The organism is Glutamicibacter ardleyensis, assembly GCF_014644555.1.
In the GTDB taxonomy this organism is placed as follows: Bacteria; Actinomycetota; Actinomycetes; order Actinomycetales; family Micrococcaceae; genus Glutamicibacter; species Glutamicibacter bergerei.
Map to the genome: position 1 here is coordinate 833,955 of NZ_BMKX01000001.1, position 25,938 is coordinate 859,892.

28 protein-coding genes and 1 riboswitch are annotated in these 25,938 nt (G+C 55.7%); of the genes, 13 read left to right on the plus strand and 15 right to left on the minus strand.

Annotated features, from left to right (window positions below; all coding sequences use genetic code 11):
* Positions 1 to 69 precede the first annotated feature (69 nt).
* From IEX04_RS03715 to uraD, 4 genes are all read right to left on the minus strand, one after another.
* Complete coding sequence (locus IEX04_RS03715; protein ID WP_188683834.1) at positions 70 to 1,605, minus strand: nucleobase:cation symporter-2 family protein; 1,536 nt, start codon at positions 1,603 to 1,605, stop codon at positions 70 to 72.
* A 76-nt stretch (positions 1,606 to 1,681) separates the two neighbouring features.
* Entirely contained in the window at positions 1,682 to 2,605 is a 924-nt protein-coding gene (pucL, locus tag IEX04_RS03720; RefSeq protein ID WP_096255202.1) for a factor-independent urate hydroxylase, read from the minus strand.
* Between the two features lie 4 nt (positions 2,606 to 2,609).
* Positions 2,610 to 2,966 (minus strand): hydroxyisourate hydrolase, encoded by a 357-nt coding sequence (uraH, locus tag IEX04_RS03725; protein WP_096255200.1) that lies wholly within the window; start codon positions 2,964 to 2,966, stop codon positions 2,610 to 2,612.
* 29 nt (positions 2,967 to 2,995) lie between these two features.
* On the minus strand, positions 2,996 to 3,490 hold the full coding sequence (gene uraD, locus IEX04_RS03730; protein WP_188683836.1) for a 2-oxo-4-hydroxy-4-carboxy-5-ureidoimidazoline decarboxylase: 495 nt from the start codon (positions 3,488 to 3,490) through the stop codon (positions 2,996 to 2,998).
* A gap of 316 nt (positions 3,491 to 3,806) precedes the next feature.
* Here uraD and IEX04_RS03735 point away from each other — a divergent pair, with 316 nt between their 5' ends.
* Complete coding sequence (locus tag IEX04_RS03735) at positions 3,807 to 3,989, plus strand: dimerization domain-containing protein (RefSeq protein ID WP_188683838.1); 183 nt, start codon at positions 3,807 to 3,809, stop codon at positions 3,987 to 3,989.
* A gap of 83 nt (positions 3,990 to 4,072) precedes the next feature.
* Here IEX04_RS03735 and IEX04_RS03740 read toward each other — a convergent pair whose 3' ends face one another.
* Positions 4,073 to 4,735 (minus strand): TetR/AcrR family transcriptional regulator, encoded by a 663-nt coding sequence (locus IEX04_RS03740; RefSeq protein ID WP_188683840.1) that lies wholly within the window; start codon positions 4,733 to 4,735, stop codon positions 4,073 to 4,075.
* A 146-nt stretch (positions 4,736 to 4,881) separates the two neighbouring features.
* Between IEX04_RS03740 and IEX04_RS03745 the strand changes: the two genes are divergently transcribed.
* The gene (locus IEX04_RS03745) at positions 4,882 to 7,110 is read left to right on the plus strand and encodes an ABC transporter permease (RefSeq protein WP_188683842.1); all 2,229 of its coding nucleotides are present in this window, start codon (positions 4,882 to 4,884) and stop codon (positions 7,108 to 7,110) included.
* A gap of 106 nt (positions 7,111 to 7,216) precedes the next feature.
* Here IEX04_RS03745 and IEX04_RS03750 read toward each other — a convergent pair whose 3' ends face one another.
* Complete coding sequence (locus tag IEX04_RS03750) at positions 7,217 to 8,218, minus strand: AEC family transporter (protein ID WP_188683844.1); 1,002 nt, start codon at positions 8,216 to 8,218, stop codon at positions 7,217 to 7,219.
* Positions 8,219 to 8,386: 168 nt separating this feature from the next.
* Here IEX04_RS03750 and IEX04_RS03755 point away from each other — a divergent pair, with 168 nt between their 5' ends.
* Complete coding sequence (locus IEX04_RS03755) at positions 8,387 to 9,142, plus strand: SDR family oxidoreductase (protein WP_188683846.1); 756 nt, start codon at positions 8,387 to 8,389, stop codon at positions 9,140 to 9,142.
* A 76-nt stretch (positions 9,143 to 9,218) separates the two neighbouring features.
* A complete protein-coding gene (locus IEX04_RS03760) occupies positions 9,219 to 9,635 on the plus strand; it encodes a nuclear transport factor 2-like protein (protein ID WP_188683848.1) in 417 nt (138 codons plus the stop codon).
* Here IEX04_RS03760 and IEX04_RS03765 read toward each other — a convergent pair.
* The 3 genes from IEX04_RS03765 to IEX04_RS03775 form a co-directional block, all read right to left on the minus strand.
* The gene (locus IEX04_RS03765; RefSeq protein ID WP_229676978.1) at positions 9,615 to 10,055 is read right to left on the minus strand and encodes an SRPBCC family protein; all 441 of its coding nucleotides are present in this window, start codon (positions 10,053 to 10,055) and stop codon (positions 9,615 to 9,617) included. The two genes, IEX04_RS03760 and IEX04_RS03765, sit on opposite strands and share 21 nt — an antisense overlap.
* Before the next feature lie 48 nt (positions 10,056 to 10,103).
* The gene (locus tag IEX04_RS03770; RefSeq protein WP_188683850.1) at positions 10,104 to 10,361 is read right to left on the minus strand and encodes a hypothetical protein; all 258 of its coding nucleotides are present in this window, start codon (positions 10,359 to 10,361) and stop codon (positions 10,104 to 10,106) included.
* 92 nt (positions 10,362 to 10,453) lie between these two features.
* Complete coding sequence (locus IEX04_RS03775; RefSeq protein WP_188683851.1) at positions 10,454 to 10,915, minus strand: MarR family winged helix-turn-helix transcriptional regulator; 462 nt, start codon at positions 10,913 to 10,915, stop codon at positions 10,454 to 10,456.
* 135 nt (positions 10,916 to 11,050) lie between these two features.
* Between IEX04_RS03775 and IEX04_RS03780 the strand changes: the two genes are divergently transcribed.
* Genes IEX04_RS03780 through IEX04_RS03790 form a run of 3 tightly spaced genes read left to right on the plus strand, consistent with a single transcriptional unit; the run spans position 11,051 to position 13,440 of the window.
* Positions 11,051 to 12,082, plus strand: coding sequence for a tellurite resistance/C4-dicarboxylate transporter family protein (locus tag IEX04_RS03780; RefSeq protein ID WP_188683852.1), 1,032 nt, complete (start codon positions 11,051 to 11,053; stop codon positions 12,080 to 12,082).
* Positions 12,083 to 12,091: 9 nt separating this feature from the next.
* Positions 12,092 to 13,093 (plus strand): pirin family protein, encoded by a 1,002-nt coding sequence (locus tag IEX04_RS03785; protein WP_188683853.1) that lies wholly within the window; start codon positions 12,092 to 12,094, stop codon positions 13,091 to 13,093.
* 14 nt (positions 13,094 to 13,107) lie between these two features.
* Positions 13,108 to 13,440, plus strand: a complete 333-nt coding sequence (locus IEX04_RS03790) for a GNAT family N-acetyltransferase (RefSeq protein ID WP_096255171.1) — start codon at positions 13,108 to 13,110, stop codon at positions 13,438 to 13,440.
* Here IEX04_RS03790 and IEX04_RS03795 read toward each other — a convergent pair.
* From IEX04_RS03795 to IEX04_RS03810, 4 genes are all read right to left on the minus strand, one after another.
* Positions 13,437 to 13,625, minus strand: coding sequence for a helix-hairpin-helix domain-containing protein (locus tag IEX04_RS03795; protein WP_096255169.1), 189 nt, complete (start codon positions 13,623 to 13,625; stop codon positions 13,437 to 13,439). The genes IEX04_RS03790 and IEX04_RS03795 overlap by 4 nt on opposite strands.
* Before the next feature lie 13 nt (positions 13,626 to 13,638).
* Complete coding sequence (locus tag IEX04_RS03800) at positions 13,639 to 15,021, minus strand: MFS transporter (protein ID WP_188683854.1); 1,383 nt, start codon at positions 15,019 to 15,021, stop codon at positions 13,639 to 13,641.
* Between the two features lie 303 nt (positions 15,022 to 15,324).
* Positions 15,325 to 16,680: a replicative DNA helicase gene (dnaB, locus tag IEX04_RS03805; RefSeq protein WP_096255165.1), complete on the minus strand. Its 1,356-nt coding sequence runs from the start codon at positions 16,678 to 16,680 to the stop codon at positions 15,325 to 15,327.
* A gap of 648 nt (positions 16,681 to 17,328) precedes the next feature.
* Complete coding sequence (locus IEX04_RS03810; RefSeq protein WP_096255163.1) at positions 17,329 to 17,829, minus strand: flavin reductase family protein; 501 nt, start codon at positions 17,827 to 17,829, stop codon at positions 17,329 to 17,331.
* A gap of 106 nt (positions 17,830 to 17,935) precedes the next feature.
* Positions 17,936 to 18,051: riboswitch (SAM riboswitch) on the minus strand.
* A 189-nt stretch (positions 18,052 to 18,240) separates the two neighbouring features.
* On the opposite strand from IEX04_RS03810, the gene IEX04_RS03815 reads away from it, so the two are divergent.
* From IEX04_RS03815 to IEX04_RS03830, 4 genes are all read left to right on the plus strand, one after another.
* The gene (locus tag IEX04_RS03815; protein WP_188683855.1) at positions 18,241 to 19,344 is read left to right on the plus strand and encodes a PQQ-dependent sugar dehydrogenase; all 1,104 of its coding nucleotides are present in this window, start codon (positions 18,241 to 18,243) and stop codon (positions 19,342 to 19,344) included.
* Between the two features lie 158 nt (positions 19,345 to 19,502).
* Positions 19,503 to 21,107 (plus strand): acyl--CoA ligase family protein, encoded by a 1,605-nt coding sequence (locus tag IEX04_RS03820; RefSeq protein WP_188683857.1) that lies wholly within the window; start codon positions 19,503 to 19,505, stop codon positions 21,105 to 21,107.
* A gap of 88 nt (positions 21,108 to 21,195) precedes the next feature.
* The gene (locus IEX04_RS03825) at positions 21,196 to 21,774 is read left to right on the plus strand and encodes a dihydrofolate reductase family protein (RefSeq protein ID WP_188683858.1); all 579 of its coding nucleotides are present in this window, start codon (positions 21,196 to 21,198) and stop codon (positions 21,772 to 21,774) included.
* A gap of 130 nt (positions 21,775 to 21,904) precedes the next feature.
* Entirely contained in the window at positions 21,905 to 22,858 is a 954-nt protein-coding gene (locus tag IEX04_RS03830) for a hypothetical protein (protein ID WP_188683860.1), read from the plus strand.
* A gap of 68 nt (positions 22,859 to 22,926) precedes the next feature.
* Here IEX04_RS03830 and scpC read toward each other — a convergent pair whose 3' ends face one another.
* Together scpC and relB are read right to left on the minus strand one after the other, a co-directional pair.
* On the minus strand, positions 22,927 to 24,444 hold the full coding sequence (scpC, locus tag IEX04_RS03835; RefSeq protein WP_382344572.1) for a succinyl-CoA:acetate CoA-transferase ScpC: 1,518 nt from the start codon (positions 24,442 to 24,444) through the stop codon (positions 22,927 to 22,929).
* A gap of 205 nt (positions 24,445 to 24,649) precedes the next feature.
* The gene (gene relB, locus IEX04_RS03840; RefSeq protein WP_141392897.1) at positions 24,650 to 24,982 is read right to left on the minus strand and encodes a type II toxin-antitoxin system RelB family anti-toxin; all 333 of its coding nucleotides are present in this window, start codon (positions 24,980 to 24,982) and stop codon (positions 24,650 to 24,652) included.
* 213 nt (positions 24,983 to 25,195) lie between these two features.
* Between relB and IEX04_RS03845 the strand changes: the two genes are divergently transcribed.
* Complete coding sequence (locus IEX04_RS03845) at positions 25,196 to 25,498, plus strand: PadR family transcriptional regulator (protein ID WP_096255155.1); 303 nt, start codon at positions 25,196 to 25,198, stop codon at positions 25,496 to 25,498.
* Between the two features lie 9 nt (positions 25,499 to 25,507).
* A complete protein-coding gene (locus IEX04_RS03850; protein ID WP_096255153.1) occupies positions 25,508 to 25,891 on the plus strand; it encodes a hypothetical protein in 384 nt (127 codons plus the stop codon).
* The last annotated feature ends 47 nt before the right edge of the window (positions 25,892 to 25,938 follow it).

The window sequence follows — 25,938 nt, forward strand, 5'->3', positions numbered from 1 at the left end:
CTGCGGGCACCTTGCCGAAATTGGTATTTTCAGCCTTGTTCATCGGGCTTGTAGATAGGATTTTCGCCTCTAGTGCTCCGGTGTTTTGGCGACTTTGGGTACCGGCATCTGTATGGCTCCAGTCTGAATCTGCTCGAATTCTTCGGGAGTCACCACGGGAATTTCATAGCCTTCCCTATCGATGAGCTTGCCACCTTCGAAGTGATCACCCTCGATCAGTCCGCAGACCTCTTCGCGCTTCACCAAACGCGGCGGGGCGGCGGAGAAGACCGAGGAGTTTTTGGTATTTCCCAGCTTGAACTCGTTGAACAGCAAGTTCAGCAATACCGCCATGATGGCCGCCGAGGAGATCCCCGAGTGGAAGATCGTTTCAAACCAGCTTGGGAAATTTGCATAGAAGTCAGGCTTGACGATGGGAATGCAACCGAAGGAGATGGACGCGGCCACAATCACCAGGTTCATTCCGTCATATTTGATCTTCGACAGCGTACGGATTCCCGAGGCCGCCACGGTTCCGAACAAGACGATTCCAGCACCGCCAAGAACTGGCGTGGGGATCGCCGCGACTACCCGTCCAAGGATTGGAAGCAGTCCAAGTACCACCAGGATTCCGCCACCGGCAGCCACAACAAAGCGGCTGGTGATCCCGGTGATTGCTACCAGCCCCACGTTCTGCGCAAAGGCAGACTGGGTGAAGGTATTAAAGATCGGGGCTACCGCCGAAGATGCCATATCTGCGCGCAGCCCGTCGGCGATACGTTTGGAATCCACGCGCGAACCGGCGATTTCACCGACCGCAAGAATGTCGGCGGTCGTCTCCGTCAAGATGACCAAGACAACGATGGTCATCGAGATGATTCCGCCGAGTTCAAAGACCGGCATTCCGAAAGCCAGCGGCTGCGGGAAGGCGAACACCGCACCGGTCCCGACATCGGAGAAGTCGGCCATGCCAAGCAACGCGGCACCGACGGTGCCTAAAACGATCGCGATCAAGATAGACATTCGCGAGATGGCTGCGTTACCGACCTTGGACAACAGCAAGACAAGCAGCAAAGTACCGGCCGCTAAACCAATATTTGCCAATGATCCGTAGTCCTCGGCTTTAGCGTCCCCGCCCATTGCCCAGTTTGCGGCTACCGGGGTTAACGATATGCCAATCATGGTGATCACCACGCCGGTGACCACCGGCGGGAAGTACCTGATGACCCGGGCGAAGAACGGGGCAATGAGGAAGCCGATGAGCGCCGCAACCAGCACCGCGCCGAAGACTGCCGGCAACCCTCCACCACCATTGACGATGGCGACCATGGTTGCCACGGAGGCGAAGGAGGTGCCCTGAACCAGCGGCAGTTGGGCACCGAAGAAAGGAATGCCGATAGTCTGCAGGATGGTTGCAAGCCCGCCAATGAATAGGCAGCTGGCTACCAGGAGCCCTACTTCTTCACTGCTCAGACCGGCCGCTCCACCGATGATCAGAGGTGGGGCGATAATGCCGCCATACATCGTCAATACATGCTGAAGCCCGTAAGCCAACGACTTCCCAATGGGTAATTTAGCGTCTTCCGGGCGTGCTGCTTTGATAGATTCGTTGTGTGTAGCGCTCAAGGCTGACCTCCTACGTCAGTCGCTGCCAAAAGGGTGTACCGGTGTACCAGCACTGGCACACCCTTTTCACGTCGAGTTAGATAAATGCAGGGATATTAGCCCAGACCGGATGGTTAGCCTCGGTGCCCTCACGGGTGACGGTCGCTTCGATCAGCCCATAGGGACGATCAGCAGCAAAGAACACTTCATTCGGGTTGTCCTGCCCAAAAACATCAAGGTCCACCAGGAAGTGATGCTTGTTTGGCAAGGACATCTTGATTTCAGCGATTTCTGGATGTGCCTCCAGAACCGCTTGACCCATGTTGTACATGCTCTGCTGCAGAGCATAGGAGTGAGTGAGCGCAAACTGCGTCAGCAGCAAGGATCGCACCGACGCGTACACGGCATCAAAATCGATGCCGGCGGACACAGCTTCCGGGGTGTAGCGCCAACGGGCGGTGACATCGGTGGCGAGAATTCGTTCGGTGGTGCCCTTGAGTGTGGTGTATTTATCCACCGGGAACCCATGGAATTCACTGCCGGTGGACTTCAAAACCGTCAGGTCTTCCAGTCCTGCAACGATACATTTTTCACCATTTTCGGCAATTTCTAAGACCGCGGTGCGGACCTCGGACTTGTTCTGTGAAAACGCGTGATCATGGTCGTTGATCCGGTCCCAGAAGAATTGTTGTGCGGCCCAGCGTCCTCCGGTCACCCAATCGAATTTGCTGGTGAAGTGTTCGCCGAGTCGAACCAGAAACTCTTCTGGTGAAGCCACTCCATCACGGGCCAAGCCGTATACGGTGTTTTTCTGAGTGTCGGTGGCGACCACATGGGCGTTGTCGCCATCGGTATGGGCGGCGGCGAAGTCTCCGTGCAGTTGACTGGTGACGTTTAGATCTTGGATCTGATGACGGTCGGTGTCTCGGGTGATCTTCACCAGGTGGACTTCAGCTTTACCGTACTGGTTGCTTCCTAGGACGATTTTGGTTCCGGCTGGGGCCTTAATTTGTGCGGTCATGACTCTAACTTCCTCGGTACGTGGAATATGCAAACGGGCTGATAAGAAGGGGTACGTGGTAATGCTCGGCAACGTCAGAAACGTAAAATTCGATGCTTACCGCGGGGAAGAAAGTTTCCGTTCCCTGCTTCCCGAAATAGTCACCGGTTTCAAAGGAGATCCGGTAGCGGCCTATTTCAACCTGAGTCGGTCCAAGATGCTTAATGCGTCCGTCCGCATCGGTGATCTGGGATCCGATTTCTTGCCAGCCGGATGCCGAATTGGCTTCCAGCGTGGCCTTAACACCAGAGGCAGGCCTCCCGGTCCCGGTGTCGAGAATATGGGTGGTGATGTGACTGCGTTCCGCGGTCTGTTCATCCATGGAGTACTCCTTAGTTCAAAGGGGTGGCTTTAGTTGCTGATGGCATTTTCTAGCCGTAGCAGCGCAATGGCGCTTAGTTGCTCAGCTACTTCGCGCGCTTCAATGTCATCGGCATTACCCAAACGGCGTTCGCATTCGCTCAGGATTTCGGCACTGCTTCGGCCGGCGGCACGGATGAGGAATACCCGGTTAAATCGGGCTTCGTAGGCTCGGTTAGCCGCGGAAAGCTGAGCGGTAATGTCGTCGTTCAGCTGCAGGTCCGCTTGTTCACCACGCGAAAGGTGGGCTTCGGCCGAGTTCCCATCGGCTCGTTCACCGATCCTTGGATGGTGGGCCAACGCGGCGGTGGTTTCTGCTTCGTTCAGGGATTGGGCACTTCGATAACCTGTTGCAAGTAATTCATCGTTACTTGAGTAGGGACGAGATGCGACGATGTCGTTGATCCAACGCTCCACATCGAGGCATGGGCGCAGAATCGCTGCGGCCTGCCCCTGAGAGAGGTTGTTAAAGTCTTCGAGGTTCATTGGGTGATCAGCTCTTTTCTTACACCACAATCCGGCGGCTGAACACCCTTACCACCGACGACTTATCGGCTTCGACTCGATGTTTTTGGATCGTGGAATCTTCGTTCCACTACTGTAATCCAACTCACACCACTCCCGTCAAGTGGTTTTGCAAAGCTATTTTTTGAAGTGTGATTTATTGCCCGGAATTTCGGTCGGAAGAAGTTTTTAGGCGCAAACCCTTGCCAACACTCCAGCTACCCAGAGATACTGGTTCCGTACAACAAAAACAAACTTCCATATTGTGGAATGAATAGATTCAAGAAGGAGGGTCGCCATGACCGCCAACCAGCCGGCCAGCATCAACTACTCACCCAAGGAAGCGCGGGTCCTCAGCGCGACCACAGCACTGCAAACGGGAATGTTCCAGCCAATTGAAAACCTAGATCCAGATATGTCCCCACGGCCTCGAATCAACCCTTCCGCGCCAACCTTTTTTGATCGTTTGCTGCGCAGGTAACACCCACCCACCTCGTGGGCCACGAACAGCGCAAAGACCATGCTCCGGAGGCGCCGAGCATGGTCTTTGCGTGCTTTAACGGGCTAAATGAACGTGGGATCTACCGTTGTCACCATAAAATCGGCGCGCTGCGTACTTGGAGCAGAAATCATGCCCACGCAGGTATCCAGTAAGAAATAGCCAACCGCCAACCAGTCAGCCTGCTCAGCACCCTCGTGGATGCGCTGCTCATATTGACTGCTAATCCCAAGCACCAGATGCCCCATGATCCCGGACCGGGCGCGCAGAACTGCCGCAGGGATCCCCTCCAGCTGTTGGGCGGTACGCAGATTGAGCCGCTCAATATCCTCGCCGTGCAATATCGAATCGGTCAGCAGCCGACCCACCGAGGGAACCGTGCGGACTTGGAAAAGGAACCTGGCTCGCCAGCTAGGCGCCGGCAGCTGACCCAGGTGCTCAAGCCATGGCAGGATGCGGCAAGCGAGGACCTCGCGAAGCCCCGCCTCTTCTCCCAGTTCGGCCACCAGCTGCTGCCGCCGCGCATCAATCGGCAGAACCGAGCGTTCGATCAACGCACGCAGCAGGCCATCACGGCTCCCGAAATGATAGGCAATCGCCGAGTGGTTGGCGGTGCCTGCGTGCTCGGTAATCCGCCTGCTGGATACCGCGTCAATGCCATGGCAGGCATAAAGCTCTTCGGCGGCGTCAAGCAGGACTTCCCGCGCCCGTTCACTGTGCCCACTCATCAAATTCCCCGGCCTCTCATGGTCCCACCATCGCACGGCGGCTCAATGGTGATCCTCACCTCGTTCATTATACGTTTTACGCCATGTGGCGTAAATTAGTTGAAAGATAACAACTAATAGTCTGATTCATGCAGGAGTCCGCACGTTTGAGCAATCCCCCAGAAGTCACCGATCCTCCGGCCGAGAGCAGAAAGTCCAAACGCAAACAGAAGCCCGGCCTGGATCCCGTAGCCGCTGCGGCGAAACGTTCCAGGATCGAAAAAATCGCCCGCACCGTCATGGTCTTCCTGATGCCACTGATGATCGTGGGCATGATGATCCTTGGCTACCTGGGGGCCATGCACCATCAATCGGCCAAGGATATGCCGGTCGTCGTCGCCGGCTCCAACTTAACCAAGGTCGCCGACCTCGCTCAAGAATTAAGCGACGCTGACCCGGGGGCCCTGGAGATCACCCGACTCGGTTCCGCCCTTGAAGCCCGCGAAATGGTGTACGACCGCCAGGCCTCGGCCGCCGTAGTACTGGACGGAAAAACCGCCACGCTCTACACCGCCTCGGGGGCCGGCGCCTCGGCGGCCAGCACGGCGAGCGCCGCCATCACTCCGGTGCTGCTCGGCGCGGACCTGAAGGTAGTATCCGAAGATCTCGCGCCGCTGCCAGAGAATGACATGTCGGGCCTCGGCGCGATGTTCCTCGCCACCGCCATGATCACCGCCGGTTATATGCCGTGGTCCATGGTGCTCTCCAATTCCCCAGAGCTGCTGCACTTCCGCCGTTCGGTTCCGCTACTTGCCGGCTGGTCCATCATCATTTCCGCTCTGGGCGCGCTGATCACCGGCCCCATTCTGGGCGTCTTGCAGGGATCTGACGTGGTTCCCGTCATGGGAACGCTGGCCCTGGGCGTGTTTGCCGTCGGTTCGATCCATCTGCTCTTCACTCGGCTCTTCGGAGCCATGGCAGTGATCCCGGGGATGCTGGTCCTGATGGTGCTGGGTCAACCAGCCTCGAATATGGGCATGTCGGTCTACTCCCTGCCGTCTATCTTTCCGTTTCTGCACTCTTTCCTGCCCATGCCCGCACTGGGCGAAGCGCTGCGTTCGATCATGTACTTCGAGGGCAACGGCGCAACCAAACATCTCTTGATGCTCGCACTGGGCGCGGTGGCGGGTCTAGTATTGACCGTGCTGTGGGATACCCGGAAGCACGCGCGAGGCAAGAGCGCGATTCCCACCAGCATCAATATTGCGTCCTTGCACGGTGGCCCGCGTCCCAAAAAGAAATTCTGGCGTTACGTCTCGCTGGTGGCATTCCCACTGGGCATGATCGCCATGATGTTGACCTTCATGCTCGGCGCCATGCACGAGCCGACCCCACGCGATATGCCCGTTGCCGTGGTGGGATCCACTATGAAGCAGGCGCAGCACAGTGTGGATGGGCTCAACGAGGACCTGTCCGGCATGTTCGAGCTGACCGCCCTGGACTCGGCAGAGGATGCGGTCACCCTGATGGGCAAGCAGGACTTCGTCGCGGCCTTCGTACTGCCGGACGCAGCACACGCAGAGGCCACCTTGTACACCGCGCAGGCAGCCGGCAACGCCGCAAAGCAGGTGGTGAGCCAAGTATTTGCCCAGATCGCCGGCGCACAGGGCATGGAATTGACCCAGGCGGAACTCGCCCCGCTCCCGGAGAGTGATAATTCGGGCACCGTGGTGATGTATCTTGCCATGGGCTGGATCATGGCAGGCTTCATGGTCATCATCGTAGCCGGCACCGCCGCACCACACCTGCTGCCATTGAAGAAGCTTCTGCCAGTACTGGCGGGCTACGCGGCCTTCATGTCACTGGTGCTGTGGTTGATTGCCGGGCCGATCACCGGTGCGGTGGATGGACACTTCTGGCAACTGTTTGGCCTTGGTGTCTTGACGATTTTTGCCCTGTCGATGTTCACCGCCATCTTCAACCGACTCATCGGAATGTTCGCAATCCTTCCCACCTTGGCCGTGGCAATGTTCCTGGGCGTTCCAGCCTCGAACGCTGCGCTGTCCATCTACATGGAACCGCACATTTTCACCGTGCTGCATCAGGTCCTGCCCATGCCGGCTGCGGTCGAGGCGGCCCGTTCGATCCTGTACTTCGACGGTGCGAATCTCGGCTCGCATCTCATGGTCCTCGGACTCTGGGCGCTGGTTTCCTTCGCCGTGGTGGTCATCATCGATTGCCTCAAACCGGTGAAAACCACCGCCCACCCGATTCCAGAAGCGGAGATTGCCGCGCTGCAAGTGGCCCCAACGCAGCCTTCCCTCCCTCCGGTGGGGCACGAAGAACTCTTCATCGAATCCGATGAAGACCGGAAGAAGGAACTGGTCAGCGTCTAACTATCCTTCTTCCATCCGTGCGTGCGGGCCAAAGATCACTGCCCCAAAGGAATCCCCGGTGATCGTTGGCCCGCCTCACGCTTGTATTGAGGCGCCAGAACGTAATCTACTTGAGCACCAGCTGCGCGAGCACCGGGAGGAGCACCACCGACAAGGCGCAGGTGATCACGATGGCTAGTGCTGTTGGCTCGCCGTCACCGGTGTCATTTTGCGCCATGATGTACGCCGTGGCCGAGGTAGGCATGGCTGCCATAAGTACCGCCGTGTTGAACCACATCGCCTCAAGTTCTGGCGCAAAAAGCCACAGCAATGACACCGTGAGCATTGGCAGGGCTAGCATTTTGCCCACCACCATAATGCCCATGGTGCGTTTTGCCGCTCGCACCGGAATCGCAGTAGCCGAGGCACGCCGCTTAAGCGTTCGCTGAACCGTACGCCGCAAGGACAGCCCGATGACGAACAACGCTCCGGGTGCCGCTGCGGCGGCGATCAGATCCACCGTGTCATCTATCGGCTGCGGTACCGGAATGCCCCAGATGACTACTGCCCCGCCAATAACCATCGCCCAGGTAACCGGGCTGTAAATCAACGCATTCCTGACAGTCAACGCGATGCGGCGGCCGCTTGGTTTATGCCCGTTTCCCGGGCCGGTTGGCATCATTAGCTGCGCGAGAATCGGGAAACCGACCATGAAAATGACGTTGTGGATCAGTTGCCCCATTCCAGCGGCCAATCCGGCCTGGCTGCCGAGTACTCCGAGAATTACGGGAATCCCCAAGTAGGAGACGTTACCGAAGCTGGTACTGAGCATCCCAGCCAGGGAACGTCCACGATCCACTCGCAGCAAATAGCGAAAAATCGCCCAGCAGATGAGCGCGAAGAGCAGCGTAGCCAGAACCGTGATCCAGAGGAAATCCAACGGAACGCCGTGGCTAATATCGGAGCGGGCAACCACCTTATATAAAAGTGCCGGCAGCGCCACATAAAAAACGAAGACGTTCAGTGCTGGTTCCACGCTGGGCGGGAATTTCGGTGAATAGCTAACCGCATACCCAATAATCATCACGAAAAATAGCGGCAACACACCGAACAGCACGTCGAGGAACACACGAATCCTTCACAGGTATATTTGAGTCTTTCTAAGCCTAGTAGTCAGGGTGCCGGCGCTACGCATCGGCGTAATATCCGTGGACCGACTTCAATCATTGGCAGACTAGTTCATATGCTCTGTAATCAGGCACCACTGTGCTGAACTTTGGTGCTCTAAGGAGAGAAAATGGCTACTGCAGATACGTCTCGTTCCACCATCCTGATAACCGGTGCCGGATCCGGGATTGGAAAAGCGACCGCGCAAACGCTGCTGCGTCAAGGCTGGAACGTGGTTCTGGCCGGGCGCACCGAGGATACTCTTCGCCAGACCGCCCAAGATCACGAGCATGCTCTAGTGCTCACCGCCGATGTAACCAGCGCCGTTCAGGTCCGTGAATTGTTCGCCAAGGCCACCGCTCACTTCGGCAGACTGGACACCCTGTTCAATAATGCTGGTACTTTTGGCCCTGCGGTATCAATCGATCAATTGCACGAGGACGATTGGGACAGAGTCTGCCAGGTCAACCTCACTGGTGCGATAAATTGCGCCCGCGAGGCCTTTATCTACATGAAAGATCACTGCGGTGGCCGCGTCATCAACAATGGGTCCATCTCTGCGCAGGTGCCCAGGCCGCGGTCGGTGGCCTATGCCGTCACCAAACATGCGATTACCGGGCTCACAAAATCGATCGAGCTAGATGGCCGGCCGTTTAACATTTGCGCTTCTCAAATAGATATTGGCAATACCGCAAGCGACATCATGAATGAGCTAGGCACTTCCCATGGTGCCTTGCAAGCCGATGGCTCGCTCAAAGTCGAACCAACATTCGCTTTGCAGCAGGCGGCGGATGCGGTAGCTTTCCTCGCCAATAGTCCACTGAACGTGTCGGTCAATCAATTAACCATCACCGCTGCCGGCATGCCATTTATCGGTCGCGGTTAAGGCTCTGCCTCTTCGTCTCAAAGTGGTGGCTATAGTGGGACAAACCATTTATGTCCGAAGCCAGGTGGGTGAAAACATGTCAGCCGAACGTTCAAACTTACAGATCAGTTATCAGCAGAATTGCGGTAACGCCCCACGGCATCAAATCATCCAAGAGGTGATCGTGGCCTTGCACAGCAAGGACGTGAACCATCTGAAACGGTGGGTAAGCGAGGATGTTGAATGGGAAATCGTGGGTTTTGGGACGTTGCACGGAATCGATTCGCTATGCCAGTGGGTGAGCACTTCCAGAGAAACGAAGTCCTTGGAATTCAAAAGCGTACTGACTCACGGACGTGAGGGCAGCACGGACGGAAACGTCACCAACGAACAAGATATCTCTGCTGCCTTTAGCCATGTACTGCGCTTTACCGGGGCAACTAAAACAGCGCGCATTGCCTCCGTGCGCAGTTACCTAGTCTCGAAGCCCCACTTAGAAGTATTCGGACAGTAACGTTTCAAGTTTTGCGAAGGCCGAATTCCATGCCTTGGTGCTGGTGTCGATGACCTCGTAAGGCAGTGGCGTCTGCGTGAGAGTCACATGGGTCTGTCCTGCGAATTCTTTGAAGTCCACCTTGGTGTGGATCACCAGGTCCAAGGTCATCTCATGAGGGCCGTCGGCACTCGCCAGACAAATATGTTCGTCAAAGACGGTGACCACTGCCTTGAGCGGCACCTGCGCTTCGGGGTTATCTCGCTGCTCCATGGTCAGTTCGTGACGTCCGCCGACTTTCGGCTCAAGAATCACCGAACCATCTTGCACGGTCCACCCTTGCGGGCCCCACCATTGGGCGATAATTTCTGGCTCAACAAAAGCCGCCCACACCGCGCTGCGCGGTGCGGTGAATTGCCGGGATAGTACAAGTTCGGTCATTTCCTGCATATTCAGATTTTACCGTGGTCCTTCGAAGGAATCGACTGCCTACTGTTTCGGACGGCGCGATTCCATGCGGTTAGCGGTGTAGATGGTCTGTTCATCAGGCTGCGTTCCGGCGGCCTGATGTGCGCGCAACACCATCATGGCCCGATCCCATTTGATGCGTTCGCGCGGACTGGTGGCTACCGAGCGTTCGGCCGGGCCGAAGATGCTCAGGCCTAGAAACTTCAGACGCCAAAGAGCGCGGTACCGAAGGCTTAGTCCGGTGGTGTCCCTGATGATGGGAAGTGGTGACTCGTCCATGGTGTAAACCTCATGCTTGTCGGTGCGCCTAGGCGGGCTACGTCAGTGCTTCAAGTCTACGCTATTACTTGGTGCACCAACTATATTTTAGGTCACTCCCTCGGCGCAGAAATTCCCGCGTTCACTACCGAGCCGAGAATCTCACACAGCTCAACAACCTTTTCTTCGCTGAGGTTCAGTCGCTGCATCATCTCGCTAGGAACATCTAGTGCTTGCTCGCGCAATGCGCTGCCCTGCGCCGTAATTTCAATCAGAATTGCGCGTTCGTCCCGAGGATTCTTGCGACGTTCAAGCAACCCGGCCCTTTCAAGCCGTTTCACCAACGGAGTGAGCGTTCCCGGATCCAAATGCAGCTTCTCACTTAATTCACGAGCGCCCATCGGACCGTGCTCCCATAAGGCCAGCATGACCAAATACTGCGGGTGGGTCAGTCCCATCGGGTCCAGCACGGGCTTATAGGCTGAAATCACCGCGCGTGAGGCGACCGCTAACCCGAAACATAATTGCCGTTCAAGCTTAAGCAGATCATCACGACGAAGATTGGTAGTGTCCACGATGTTTAGTTCTCCTTGAGCTCATCCCGGTACCTTCCTTAAGATCGTACGCCAGCAACCTGAGACGCGGCTTGGATACCAAGCCCCGCTCGCGCTACCCTCAAATTCGAGACCGAAGAATACGAGGAACTACAGGTGAACCAGAAACTGGACGGCATGCGACCGCGCTTCTCACATTGGGTTACCGCTCTTGCCCCCTCCGTTTTTTCCAGCGTCATGGCCACCGGCATCATTGGCTTGGGCTTGGTCCTGTCTGGGTTTATCGCATTGGGACAAGTATTTTCTTTGCTCGCCGTCGTCATGTTCCTTGGCTTGCTGGGGGTGCTGACGATACGTGCGGTGCAGCACCCCGCCGCGATGCTGCTGGATATCTTGAACCCTGCGGTGGGTTTCGGGTTCTTCACCATCGTGGCGGCAGCCAACGTCCTAGCCTTGGGTTTGGCAGTTTTGAATATGCCAGGCGCCGCACTGACAGCCATGATTTTTGGTGCGCTTCTCTGGGCGGCGGCCACCTATGCCATTCCTGCCGGATTAGTGTTGCATGAGCGCCCCGAGCCTGCCCTGACACTTGCCAACGGTTCGTGGTTTCTCTGGGTGGTTGCTACACAGTCGGTGGCAGGCGGCCTGGCGCACCACACCTACCTCGGATCCTGGACACCGATGCTGTCCTTGGGTATCTGGTTGCTGGGCTGCGCGCTTTATTTGCTGACCGCGACACTCGTGACGGTACGCATGATCCGCTACCCAAATCGAGCCGAAACCCTCTCCCCCACTTATTGGATCTTCATGGGCGCCACGGCGATCAGCGTACTGACCGGTTCGCAGCTTCTAGGCTTGGCAAATAGTGGTGAAATTCCTCAATGGCTGCAGGCAAACATCGCTTTCACTACGTTGGCGTTGTTGTCTATCGGATTGTGGTTCATCCCGCTGCTGATAATTTTTGGGATCTGGCGGCATGTGATGCACCGGCATCCAGTCAGCTATGAGACCGGGTTATGGGCCATTGTGTTCCCGCTGGGCATGCTGTCGACAGCTTGTCTTTCACTGGGGTCCATTCCTGACTTCACCGCGCTCTTTGCCTTGGGACAGATTCTCATTTGGGTTGCGGTGGCGGCTTGGGCGGGAACCACCGCGTTATGGGTGGCACGAATGAAACAACCTGCCTAGTCTTAGCTTATGAGCAATCTCGAACCGGCCCCTGCGGAAATTGACTGCAGTAATCTTGACGCGCAGCTAGAGGTACAGACCCTCGAGCCCCGCCCGGTTCCCTTGGGCGGTCCACGGGCTATGACAGTATTCCGTACGCTTCCCCAGCGTCAGCGCAGCTTGATTGGCGCTTGGTGTTTCCTCGACCATTACGGTCCGGATGATGTGTCGCTCACCGGCGGCATGAGTGTTCCGCGCCACCCGCACACCGGGCTGCAGACAGTTTCGTGGTTATTCACCGGAGAAATTGAGCACATCGATTCCGCCGGGAATCAGGCGATAGTTCGCCCCGGGGAAGTGAACTTGATGACCGCCGGTTACGGCATCACGCATTCGGAGTTCTTGTGCGAAGAATCCACCATCTTGCACGGCGCACAGCTGTGGACTGCGCTGCCGGAACGGGTACGCAATATGGAACCGACCTTTGAGAACTACCGCCCAGAACCAATGAACGGGACTGGCTGGATGCTCAACGTATTCCTAGGCACCCTCGCCATCGGCGACCAAACTTCTACCTCACCGGTGAAAACACATACCGAACTCAGTGGCGGCGAGCTGCATCTAGAAGCCGGAGCCGAAGTCGACATCATCGTGCCGGCGCATCACGAACACGGGTTGCTCATTGACCAGGGCCAAGCCACGCTCAATGGGAATCAGCTCGAACACCGCGAACTCGGATTTGTCCGGGCCGGCTGCACCATTATGCGGATTAAGGCGGGCGGCGAGCCATTGCGCGCACTGCTCATTGGTGGGGAGCCGCTAGGCGAAGACATCCTCATGTGGTGGAACTTCGTGGGCCGCACGCATGAAGAAGTCCTTGCTTTCCGTGCGCAATATCAGGCTGAAATTGGTGCCGAACCGGGAGATGCCTCAGAAGACCGATTTGGGCCTTTCCCAGCAAATACTCCGGCGGCAATACCCGCCCCGGCCTTACCCGCCGTCCGACTACGTCCCCGCGTGAACCCTTCGTAGAAAGTTGAATCACCATGAGTGAGATTACCCCGGCCTATCTTCCGGATCGCAATCGCTATGCCTTGGATGACAACGGAAAGCTGATTGGAGCCGCACACTACCGTGATTTTCAGGGTGTGGACGGTGTCGAGCGGATCTTCTTCCACACGGTAGTCGACGAGCAATACGGCGGCCAAGGACTAGCCAGCGTGATGGTGAAATTCGCGTTGGACAACACGATCTCCGGCGGGGCAAAAATTGTCGCGGTCTGCCCTTACGTCAAAGCCTATATTGCCAAACATCCTGAATTCCAAGAGCACCTAGCGGCAACCATGGACGAGCATTTAAAGGTTCTGCCAAGTGCTTAGCTCTTCATTTTTAGTCCGCGCTGGGCGATCGCTTCACTAAGAATCTTCAGGGCTTTGGGCCCCACCCCGTGAAGTGCTGCTAGTGCTTTGATGCCGGTATCCCCTGCCTGTTCGAGGCTGGTGATACCGGCTTTTTCTAATGCCCGGGTTGCAGGTGCCCCGATCACTGGTAATTTGGTAGCCATTTGACCAGCATAACTAGACACTTACCGCGGCGTTGGCTTTGGTGCGCGGGGCGATGATCAGCAGCACAAGGATCAGGAGCAGCGAGAACGCGAAGACCGCGACGAAGCCAAATCCGATAGCGGCCATTGCGAAGATGACACCACCCAGCGCGGTCACCGAAGCGTTGCCCAGCGAGTCCGCCAAGGTCATGGCCGAGGAGTTAAAGCCTTGTTCTGCCTTAGATGACAGGGCAAACATGTTCACGTTTTGCCGGGGGAAGATCATGCCCATGCCGAACCCGCCAACCGCCCATCCGGCGACAAGTAGCACCACGGGCGGATGGAACAACGCCGCGCACAACGCAGTGGATATTGCGATAACACCGGCTACACCACCAATCGAAATACACGCCGCGTTACTGAGCCGGTCCCCGACTCTGCCTTGCAGCCAGGAGCCTAGTGACCACATCAAAGCAGACGCCGTGAGGACTAGCCCGGCGCGGTCTGGCGCTAAGAAGTAGTCTTCGCGGAGCATATAAGGAAGATAAATTTCCGCCCCGAAAAATGCGCCAGCTACAAGCGTTCGGGTCATTATTGTGGCCGGCAGCCCGCGACGTACGGTAAAAGTTCCACGCGGAAGCAAGGGCCTGATGGCTACCAGTGCGAGTAACAGCGCGGCCAGCAGACCGGCTAAAGACCAACCGGTACCGGCATTGCCAAGCAGGTTCATCACGATGACCAGTGCGCCGGTGAGCGCTGCCAATAGTAGGCGTTTGGTTGATACCGGTCCCAGGCTTGGATCACGTTCTGTGGACATCCGGTGCAAGGTGGGGACGATAGCGATAAAGGCCAGTGCAATAAATACTAGAACGCCAAGGAATACCGCGCGCCAGTGGATATAGGTGGCAATGAGCCCCGCGATCCACGGGCCAACCAAAGCTGGGATCACCCACGCGGTGGCGAAGAGTGCAAAGATTTTTGTATGGAGAATTGCTGGGTAAGCTCTGGCGATCAACACATAGATGGCCACAGTAATTGCGCCCCCGCCAATCCCCTGCAAGATCCTTCCAAGAATCAACACCTGCATGGTGTTCGCCGTCCCGCAGATCAACAAGCCGATAACAAAGACACTCACCGAGGCATAGAGCGGGATTTTAGGACCACGTCGATCCGATATTTCACCGGCGGCAACCATGCCAAGCATGGCACTAGCCATGGGAGCGGCAAAGGCCAGCGCAAAGTAGCGTTGCCCGTCTAATAATTCGCTAACCAGTGGCATCACGGTGGTCACAGCCATCGATTCAAAGGCCACCAGGAACACTAAAACAAACATTCCCACGGTGGTGGCTAAATATTTGGCGTCGTAGATCGACTCGATACCCGAAGTTTTTGCGGGTGGGGTGGGTGACGAAGGCATACCGTCATTCTTTCATCGAATGCCATGCTCGCTGATTCGGCATCTTTGGTTAGTGTTTATTCAGCTTTGCTTTGTAAGCTGAAGGCATGCTTAACGAAGATACACGTCGCCGCATGGTCAAAATCACCGCGGTTTCTCTTGCAGTGATGGTTGGTGCCACGGGAATTCTTTCCAGCGGGGTACTCAGCCTTTTCTAGCCTGCCCAATCCGTGCGAAGGCTAGCTACTAACTTAAAATGTTGGGCTCGAGAAATCTACATGATTTCTCGAGCCCAACATTTTTGCTTTGGTTCAAGGCAAATTCTTAGCCATCGTTTTGCATGTTGCTGAAGCGCGAGTAGTGGCCTTGGAAGGCCACGGTGATGGTCTTGGTAGGACCTGCACGGTGCTTAGCGATGATCACGTCGGCTTCACCCGGACGATTTTCCTTGTCATACACGTCATCACGGTGCAGCAAGATGACCATGTCGGCGTCCTGCTCGATCGAACCCGATTCACGAAGGTCCGAAATCATTGGCTTCTTGTCGGTACGTTGCTCGGAACCACGGTTCAGCTGCGACAGGGCAACCAGCGGAACGTCTAGCTCCTTGGCCAGCAGCTTGAGGTTACGTGAGAACTCAGAGACTTCCTGCTGACGCGATTCCACGCGCTTACCGGAGCTCATCAGCTGGAGGTAGTCCAGGATGATCATGCGCAGCTCATTGCGTTGCTTGAGCCGGCGGCATTTCGCACGAATTTCCATCATGGACATATTCGGCGAATCGTCGATGAATAGTGGCGCTTCGTTCAGCCGTCCCATGGTGGTGGCAATCTTGGTCCACTGCGCGTCTTCTACCGAACCCTTACGCAGGTCCTGGAGCTGAATGGACGCTTCCGCCGAGAGCAGTCGCATCGCAATTTCATTGCGGCCCATTTCCAAGGAGAAGAAGACGGTAGCCATATTGTTCTTAATGGCCGCCGAGCGGGCGAAATCCAGAGCAAAGGTTGATTTACCCACTGCCGGACGGGCCGCGATGATAATCATCTGTCCGCCCTTCAAACCTTGGGTCAGCTCGTCGAATTCGTAGAATCCGGTAGGCACACCGGTAATTCCGTCGCCGGCATTGGCGGCGTTCTCGATTTCATCAACTGTTCCTTCGATGATGTCCGAGAGGCGTACGTAGTCTTCACTATTTCGGTTTTCGGCAACCTTGTAGACCTCAGCCTGGGCTTCATTCACGATGGCGTCAACTTCGCCATCTGGCGAGTAACCCATCTGCACGATACGTGTTCCGGCATCCACCAGACGGCGAAGCACCGCCCGCTCACGGACAATCTCAGCGTAGTAACCGGCGTTTGCGGCCGTTGGTACCTGTTGGATGAGATTGTGCAGATAGGCAGCTCCACCGACGCGGGCGATTTCGCTGCGCTTGGTGAGCAGATCCGAGACGGTCACTGCATCGGCAGGTTCACCACGACCGTAGAGATCGATAATTGCATCGAAGATTGACTCGTGGGCTGGACGATAAAAATCTGTTCCACGCAACACCTCAACCACGTCGGCGATGGCATCTTTAGACAGCATCATGCCGCCGAGAACCGACATTTCGGCAGGAATATCCTGCGGCGGGGTACGACCCGCCTCAGAACCCTGACTTTCGTAGACCGGTTCCGCACTCATAACAGACACTTCCATCCCCTATTGAACCTCTGGGAAATACCCTTGTGCCCCGATGGCAACGCTCAAGCATGTCACTGCCGACCGACGCTATAGCGTCAGCGGTACCTGTGGATATATCAGTCCCAAAGCCAACACTAGGTCTCTTATCTATAGCCGTAAACTCGGTTATCCACAAGATCTGTGGATAAGCATGCTCTCGCTGTGGATGACCCTGTGCGTGACTTGGGGAGAAGCTTGTGGATTACCACACTTAAACTCATTGAACTATGAGTTGACTAGTATAAATATATTTTGACGCCTGTGGATAGAAAGTTTATTTCTTTGTAGAGACAATCTTCTCAACTTACGTTATCCACAGGATAAAGTCCGGAATTACGGTGTATTTCGCCTTATGATGGAACTTATCCACGCACTGTCCACATGCATGTGGACAGTTTTGTGGATAATCAACAGTCTTAGAAGTCGGTAGTCACAGCGACTATAAGCTACTGAGTCGTAACTTTGGGCGAAGTAATCCACAATTAAGCTCAAAGTCGCCCGCGTCGACTTGTGACGCACGGAGTCCCGGCATCAACTCGAGACCTACTGCTTAAACAGCATCGCGCCGCCGGCCTCTTGATCAAGAGGCCGGCGGCGCGAAAAAGCTATTTAGACGAATTCCGGGACCGGTAACGAGTGAAATCGTGAATCATGGAAGATCGATGGAAGATGCTCGGCCAGCTTATGGCCATGAACTTCTAGCAGTACCACCCAGTGATCTCCCGCTTCTACCTCACTATAAATTGAGGTGTCGAGCCATAGTGTGGAGTCCTCAATGAACAATGAACCATCGGCGCTACTGTGTGTATTAATACCGAGGAACCGATCGCCCTTCTTCGATGCGATCTGCCCGCAGACTCCTTCATTGCGCTCACTGAGCACTGAGACACCTATGCGGTTAGCACCCCGCAACTTTGGCCAGGTATTTGAGGTTTTCTGCACCGCAAACATCACTAACGCGGGTTCCAGTGAGACCCCCACGGTGAACGAGGAGGCAACAATTCCCGTCTTCTCACCGTCGATATCGGCGCAAAGCGCGGCAACTCCGGATGGGTGCTGCGCGAAAACTTTGCGTAACGTCAGCGCGTCAAGCTCTTGATTCAAAGACATGCTTTGCTTCCTTTACTTCATACACATCGGTACGGCGACGGTCGGCGGCAGGACAAAAGCACCTACTGCTTACTTTGGCCCGCCGTCGAAGGTTTTACGCCTCGATGTGCGGTACTTGTATCGTGCGGTGTTGCACGACACCGAATCCTCACCTGGAGCACCCCGCTACCGTATAGAGGGTTGCCGGCCAGCTAGCCAGGGCTTTTGCTGACGCTCATGATTCTGATTAAACGATATTGGGCAGCGTGCGTAACCGTCAAACAAATCGCTTCGCAAATCGAAATATTCGAGCTGAAATTCGATGAGTACCCATTTTTTGTTGGCAAATCAGAAAATTATTCATTCTTAGCGCTGCTCAGACTTATCCCAAAACTCCCTTGCGCATTAAACCAAAGTTGCTAGCCTGATCCCATGCGTCCCGGACCAGTAGCCATCGGTAAAACCACTGCTTACCTCGGTATTGCCCTGGCCTGCGCTGTTTCCATAACGGCCTGCACTGCGCAGCCATCAGCACCACCAGTCAACGTCTCCAACAGTGGTTCTGCATCACAAACAGCCGAACCCCGCATCGTTGCCGATGAGCTAAATGCTCCCTGGTCAATGGTTTTCGCGGAGAGTACGCTCTTGGTTTCAGAACGTGATTCTGGACGAATATTGGAAATAGACACGGAAGGAAATCAGCGGCAAGTTAGCAAACTCAACGACGTAGTTCATGGTGGTGAGGGTGGACTGCTCGGGCTGGCTTATCAACGGCCATACCTGTTCGCCTATTCGACCGCCGCCGAGGGGAATCGAATCCAGCGCTTTGAGGTAACTGGAGAGGCTGGAAATCTGAGCCTCACAAATCCACAAACGCTTATTTCAGGGCTACCTTCGGCAACGATCCACAATGGCGGACGGTTGGCCATCGGACCAGATTTGATGCTCTACGCAACCGTTGGTGATGCCGGAAATGAATCTTTGGCCCAAGACCTAGACAGCTTCGGCGGAAAGATCTTGCGACTAACCATCGACGGTGAAGTTCCGGAAGATAATCCTTTTCCCGATTCTCCGGTGTTTAGCTTCGGTCATCGTAATCCGCAGGGACTCGCCTGGGCTAGCGATGGAACCATGTACGCCAGCGAGTTTGGGCAAAACCGCTGGGACGAGCTGAACCTGATCAGAGCGGGTGCTAACTACGGGTGGCCGGTCACCGAAGGTATCGCCAATAATGCTGACTACGTTGACCCGCTCCAGCAATGGAGCACTGAGTCTGCGAGCCCTAGTGGCATGAGCATTCACCAGGACTTACTTTATGTGGCTAACTTGCGTGGTGAACGGTTGCGAATCATCGATTTGAACTCACCGAGTGATTCCACCGAAGCCTTCACCGGCAGCTACGGAAGGTTTCGGGACGCAGCGGTCACTGCTGCCGGAGAGCTTTGGGTATTGACCAATAACACCGATGGCCGCGGTACCCCGCAGGAATCTGATGACAAGATTCTCGGTATTTTTCCCGCAAAGTTTAGTCAGTGACATAGTCACTGACCGCTGAATTTCGCCCACTCGACGCAATGAGACTGCGTTTCTTTGTTTGACCCTGAGGTTCATGCCACGATATTAGATGGAAGTGCTTCAGCTCACATCTGCAAATTGAAGTAAACCACAACGATGAATCGAAGGATGTCGCGCACATGGTCATGACTCAGGCAAACCATTCGGAACTCACCCCTCTGCGTTTCCTACAGCGTTCGGCCGAGGTTTATCCATCCAAGACCGCGATCATTCACGGCTCACGAAATTACAGCTACGCACAATTTGAGTCCCGTGTGCAACGCTTTGCGCAGGCCATCAGGACGCGTATTAACCCAGGTGACCGGGTAGCCGTGTTGGCCCCCAATACTCCAGAAATGCTGATGGCGCACTACGCGGTACCACTGGCAGGAGGCGTGCTGATCGCTTTAAATACGCGACTCACCGCCCACGAGCTGCGCTACATCATGGATCACTCCGAGGCAAAGCTACTTTTTGCCGACACCGAGCTGTTGGCTAATACTTCAACCTTGCGTGCCGAGATTCTGAGCCTCGAAGCACTGATTGAGATCACCGACGACCAGTACACCGGCCAACGCCCCGAGATTGCGGTGGACGGGACGCTAGAGGAGCTGCTTGATACTGTCTCGACGGCGGAACCGCTGGCCTACGAGGTGGCAGATGAGCGCGCACCCATCGCCTTGAACTACACCTCGGGCACCACGGGGAAACCCAAGGGAGTGCTCTACTCGCATCGCGGCAGCTACCTGAACTCGCTCTCCGAGGCGCACCACCAGGGATTCACCACCCAAACCCGCTACCTCTGGACACTGCCAATGTTCCACTGCAATGGGTGGTGCACACCCTGGGCGGTCACCGCAGCCGGCGGCACCCACCTTTGCCTGCGTGGTGTCCGCGAAGATGCAGTCTGGGATGGCATTGAAGAACTTGGCGCAACACACCTCTGCGGGGCTCCCACGGTCTGCTCGATCATTGCCGATGCGCCGCGCGCTCACCCGCTCCAGGCACCACTGCGCATCACCACCGCGGGCGCACCACCTTCGCCAGCAATTATCGCCAAGCTCCAAAAATTGGGTATCGAGGTAGTCCACGTGTACGGCCTGACTGAGGTCTATGGTCCCTACACGATCTGTGAATACCAAGACGAGTGGAATCAGCTGGGCGAAGATGAGCGTGCATCCCTGCTCTCCCGCCAGGGCGTGGGCATGCTGACCGCAGAAAGCGCCCGGATAGTTGACGAGAATATGGGCGATGTTCCCGCCGATGGACAGACCATGGGTGAGATTGTTTTGCGCGGAAACAACGTCATGATTGGCTACTACCGTGACGAAGCGGCCACAGAACAGGCATTTGCCGGCGGCTGGTTCCACACCGGGGATCTTGGGGTGATGCATCCCGACGGCTATATCCAGGTACGCGACCGGGCGAAGGACATTATCATTTCTGGCGGCGAGAACATCTCCACCATTGAGGTGGAACAGGCGTTGGCTTCTCACCCGGAAGTGTTGGACTTGGCAGTCGTGGGGGTGCCTGATGAGAAGTGGGGAGAGCGTCCGGTCGCCTACGTCATCCGAGCCAGCGGGTCCACCCTAGATGAGGAGACCTTGATCGGTTTTGCTCGGGAAAAACTTGCCGGATATAAGGTTCCACGAACCATCGTTTTCCCACAGGATCTGCCACGTACCTCCACCGGCAAGGTACAAAAGAATGTCCTGCGCGCTCAAGGGTTGAGCGAAACTAAATGACCGTGGACCGGCCTTCACTTCAGGGTTCCGGGCAGGCCCGGGCAGGCGTAAGGTGAGTTGCACTTAGCTCATTACACCGGGAGTTCTCATGCCTGCGACATATACCTTTGACGTGTTTTCGAGCCTCGACGGATTTGGCGGCGCCTCGGGAAATTGGGGTGGTTACTGGGGCAAACAAGGCCCCGAACTTCTAGCCCGCCGTTTAGAGCAGTATGCATCCCCCTGTCATATGATTTTCGGCTCCAACACCTTCAAGCTGTTCTCACAGTTTTGTGCGCAGGCCGACAAATATTCGGATGTTGATGACCCGTGGGGCGAGGCGATGCATAAACAACCCGCCACCGTCATTTCTAATACGCTGACCGGTGTCTTGGACTGGCCCGATGCCTCGCTAGAGCGTGCTGACGCGCTAGCGGTGGTGCCGCGGTTAAAAGCTGAATCCACGGTCCCACTGCGTTCGCACGGGTCTTTGTCTATGAATAGGGCACTTATGGCAGCGGGGCTGGTTGATTTTATTCAGCTAACCATCTTCCCTGCACTGACTGGGCTCACGGGTCAGGATCCAATCTTCGCCGGCGTCGAGGATTTTGACCTTGAACTTGTGGATTCAAGGTTGCTTGATGGGCGTATCCAAGAATTAATTTATCGTCCTAGCCTGCATCATTAAGAACGTCAGGCAGCGGCTCACAAATCTCGAAGTTTGGCGTCATACTCAAAATGGACGCTCCCACAAGTAGTAATTCACTATAAGCTCGGAGATAAACACCAGATAATCACTTCTTGCTTAGGGAACTACCGTGCCACAGCGAAAAATAATTCCGGCTGTTCTTGGCGTCATCGCTGCCTTGGCAATGGTCTCGTGCACCGTACCTCCAACGACCACGGAACCATCTAGTCCATCAGCCCACGAGTCGAAACTGGCCCCCTCGTCTCCCGCATCCCTTGCAGATCTAACCCCGCAAATGCTCAAATCCGCAAAGATTCCGTCGATGTGTGGCTTCCCAGCGGGAAAACTCGTCGACGGAGCGCTGCCTGCAAAACATCCGGAATACCCCAACGCGAGCGCTCCAACCCTTGCAGACTCGAAGCTCACCGTAGCCGCTGACCTCACCGGCGACGGGGTGAAAGAATTGGTCACGGCGTTCTACTGCGACAAGGGCGGCGTAGCGTGGCCAGCACACATCCAGCTTTTTCAGAGCACAGCGCAGGGCATCGCCCCGCTGGGTAAGCCGTTCCAGATGGGTGATGTCAACGGCGGGGCACGCGGGATTCCCAGCTCTTTGAAAGTCGACGGCAAGAAATTGGTCATCGCTGACCGGGAACTTTTGACCACCGAGCCGGCCGCAGCTCCCAGCGGACAGATTAAGGCGACCTTAGCTTGGAACGGTAAGCAGTTAGTCGCCGAGTCCATAGAAGATTTGGCTGCGACAGACCGAGGAATCTTGGATCTCTCACTGGTCAACGGAACGTGGTGTCCAGGTGATGATGTCACCGCCGAGCATTCCCCTGGCTGCTTAGAAATTAAGTATCCTCAGGTCACCCATGCAAACGGTGACGTTGCAGTTCTCAACTTCTGGGTCAACAACGGTTTTACGACGTTGAACTACTCCGATGCACCGTTAGCCATGTTCTATGCACCGGGAACCAAAATTGCAGATCCTGCGAACCCGAACGTGCCGACCGGCCACTTGAACGAAGTGCGCATGTACAACAACCAGACTCAGGGATTTTACCTTCGCGAATCTAAATAAGAGATAGTTAAAGCGAAGGCTGGACCTTGATTCAAAAGAGTCAGGGTCCAGCCTAAAGCGATCTTGAGCTACTTAGCTAAGCGCATATCACCGGTCTCGAAGAAGCGCTGATGCATGGCAAGCGCCTCACCCAACAGGTGTGGGGTGTGCTTGCCGTAGCTTTCTTTACGTGCGCGGTCGAAGTAGTCCTGCAACATCGGACGGTATTCGGGGTGTGCGCACTTGTCGATGATCAGCTGGGCGCGCTGCTTAGGTGAAAGTCCACGCAGATCAGCTAGGCCCTGCTCGGTAATCAGGATCATCGTGTCATGTTCGGTGTGGTCCACGTGGCTGGCCATTGGCACGATACCGGAGATCTTGCCACCCTTAGCCACTGAGGGGGACATGAACACCGACAGGTAACCGTTACGGGCAAAGTCACCCGAGCCGCCAATACCGTTCATCACATGGGATCCGAGCACGTTAGTGGAGTTGACGTTGCCGTAGATATCCGCCTCAATCATGCCGTTGAGCGCAATGCAGCCCAACCGGCGAATGATTTCCGGGTGATTGGAAATCTCCTGAGCACGAAGCAAGATCCGCTCACGGTAGTGATCCACGTGCTTGTTGAACTCGTCGATACCATCGGCAGACAGCGAGAAGCTGGTGGCGGAGGCAAACTCGATGGTGCCGTCCTTGATCAGCTCCAACATCCCGTCTTGGATGACCTCCGTGTAGGCGGTTAGGCCCTTGTATCCGCCACGAGCCAGTCCGGCTAGTACGGCGTTGGCAATATTGCCTACGCCGGACTGCAATGGCAGTAGCTTCTCGGTCAGTCTTCCCTGGCGGATCTCATAGTCCAAGAAATCAAGTAGGTGATCTGCGATCTGGGTACTGGTCTCGTCTACCGGAGCGAAAGGGCTCAGACGGTCTGGCGCATCAGTTTCTACGACCGCCACCACCTTGGTGACATCGATATCCATGTACTTCTGGCCGATGCGGTCACGTACCGTAGTCAGGTTAATTGGCTTGCGGTGTGGAGGCAGCGCGGTGCCGTAGTAGATGTCGTGCATGCCATCCATCGCGGCCGACTGCTGGGTGTTGACCTCGATGATGATCTGGTCTGCCATTTCCAGCCAAGTCTTATTGTTGCCAACCGAGCTGGAAGGGATCAGATCGCCTTCTGCGGTCACGCCGACCACCTCGACGATAGCTACATCGATCTTGCCGTAGAAGCCGAACCAGGCGTGCTGAGCGACGTGGGACAGGTGAATGTCCATGTACTCCATGTTGCCGTCGTTGATTCGCCGGCGTAGCTCAGGGTCAGACATATAAGGCAGGCGCAGGTTCATGCCCTCGGCCTTGGCGAGCACACCATCGAGCTCCGGTGCGGTCGAGGCGCCGGTCAGCACGTTGATCTTGAAGTCTTGTCCCTGAGCGTGCTGACTTTCCATCTGCGCGGCCAAGGCGCCAGGAACCGCTTTCGGGTATCCCGCACCGGTGAAGCCACTCATGGCCACCGTCATTCCGGGTTTGATAAAAGTTGCTGCCTGTTCTGCACTCATCAAACGATCGACAAAGGCCCGGTGGTGAATACGCTCGTGCAAAATAACCCCTTCTAAACTTCCTTTGTGATGCAGATCAGTAACCCGCATCTCACCGGAACACTTTAGCCGGTATTTGCGGTTGATTTCACCGCAGCTAGGGCTTTTGCACGAGAGTTCAGAGTTTTAGCGACGAGCTGTCTTCAATTTGCGCTGACCGGTCTGGCCTTGACAGCTAATATGCAGTAATTTGACCCGCCTTGTTTACTTATCCAAGGTCCACGTGAATTGCTTCACCAACGGCCTTTACCTTAAGCCTGCCACCCATCGCTTCAACATATCGCCGAAGTGTTGCCACCTGCACGCGGTCCAGATCCCCGGCTTCCATACGTGCAACCCGGTCTACGCTGAGCTTCAGGGATGTTGCAAGCTCCACCTGGCTCAGCTGCGCGTCCTCGCGCATTTCGCGCAGCGAGAGCTTGCGAGACTCAATCTTCACCGAACGTCGATGTTCGGCAACAGCCTCACGCTGGGCCTCAGTTAATACATCCGGATCCGCAAAAGCAAAGCCCATGTGTTCCACCGTTCTTTCATTGTTCAAAGCTAGCTACTCTCATCTCTGAGATTAGGTGTGACCGGCGCATTTCCCAATGATTGTGACGGCCTTGGCGGGGGTCATTTGAATGAACAATGACCCAATGCGCGGTTACGCCTCTCCGCAGGGCTTTAGGAAGCAAAGGTGACTTGAGCAAAGTCTCAGATGTCATCCGAAAGTAGTATTGGAACTTGAATATGTATGAATCATACTTAAGGCATGAACGCGAATAAGACAGTTCATCAGGTAAAGCGCTCAACGCTACCGGTGATCATCTTGAATCAGCTAATGAATGAGCCAGCACATGGCTATGCATTGCTATCCAAACTCGAAGAACATGGTCTCACAGGGATCAAAAGCGGCACCCTCTACCCATTGTTGCGAGTGATGGAAGAGTCCGGAGATATCGTCTCGGAATGGGAAATCACCGACCGCGGCCCAGCACGCAAGACCTTCAGGATCACCAGTCAAGGCCAAACAACTCTGCAAGAAGTTCGAACCTGGCTACGCCAGATAACCTAGGAGAAAACGATGAAAAGCACTAAAGACTATCTCGCCGAGCTTCGTTTTAATCTCTCACTACGGAATCTGGACGTCGCCACCATTCGTGACATTGTGCGCGAAGTTGAAGCAGAGAGCAGCAACTACGACGAAGCTACAGCTAGCTTCGGAAGCCCCGACGAATATGCGGATTCCTTTCCCAAGAAAGCTACCCCCAAGGGCCACCAAACATTCATGATCATCGGAGTGGTCTTGGGAATCTTGTGGCCACTGCTGCAACTTATCCTTCGCGACCGAACTGCCGGGAGCATGAGTAATTGGGCAGTCACGTGGCTACCTGCATTCGGATTCGTAGCGCTGGGGATCATCATTGATTTCTCACGCGCTATCGCACGTTCGCGCAAGAGTCGTTAAACGTCAAAGGGTGATGCACTCCCCTTGCGGAGAATGCATCACCCTTT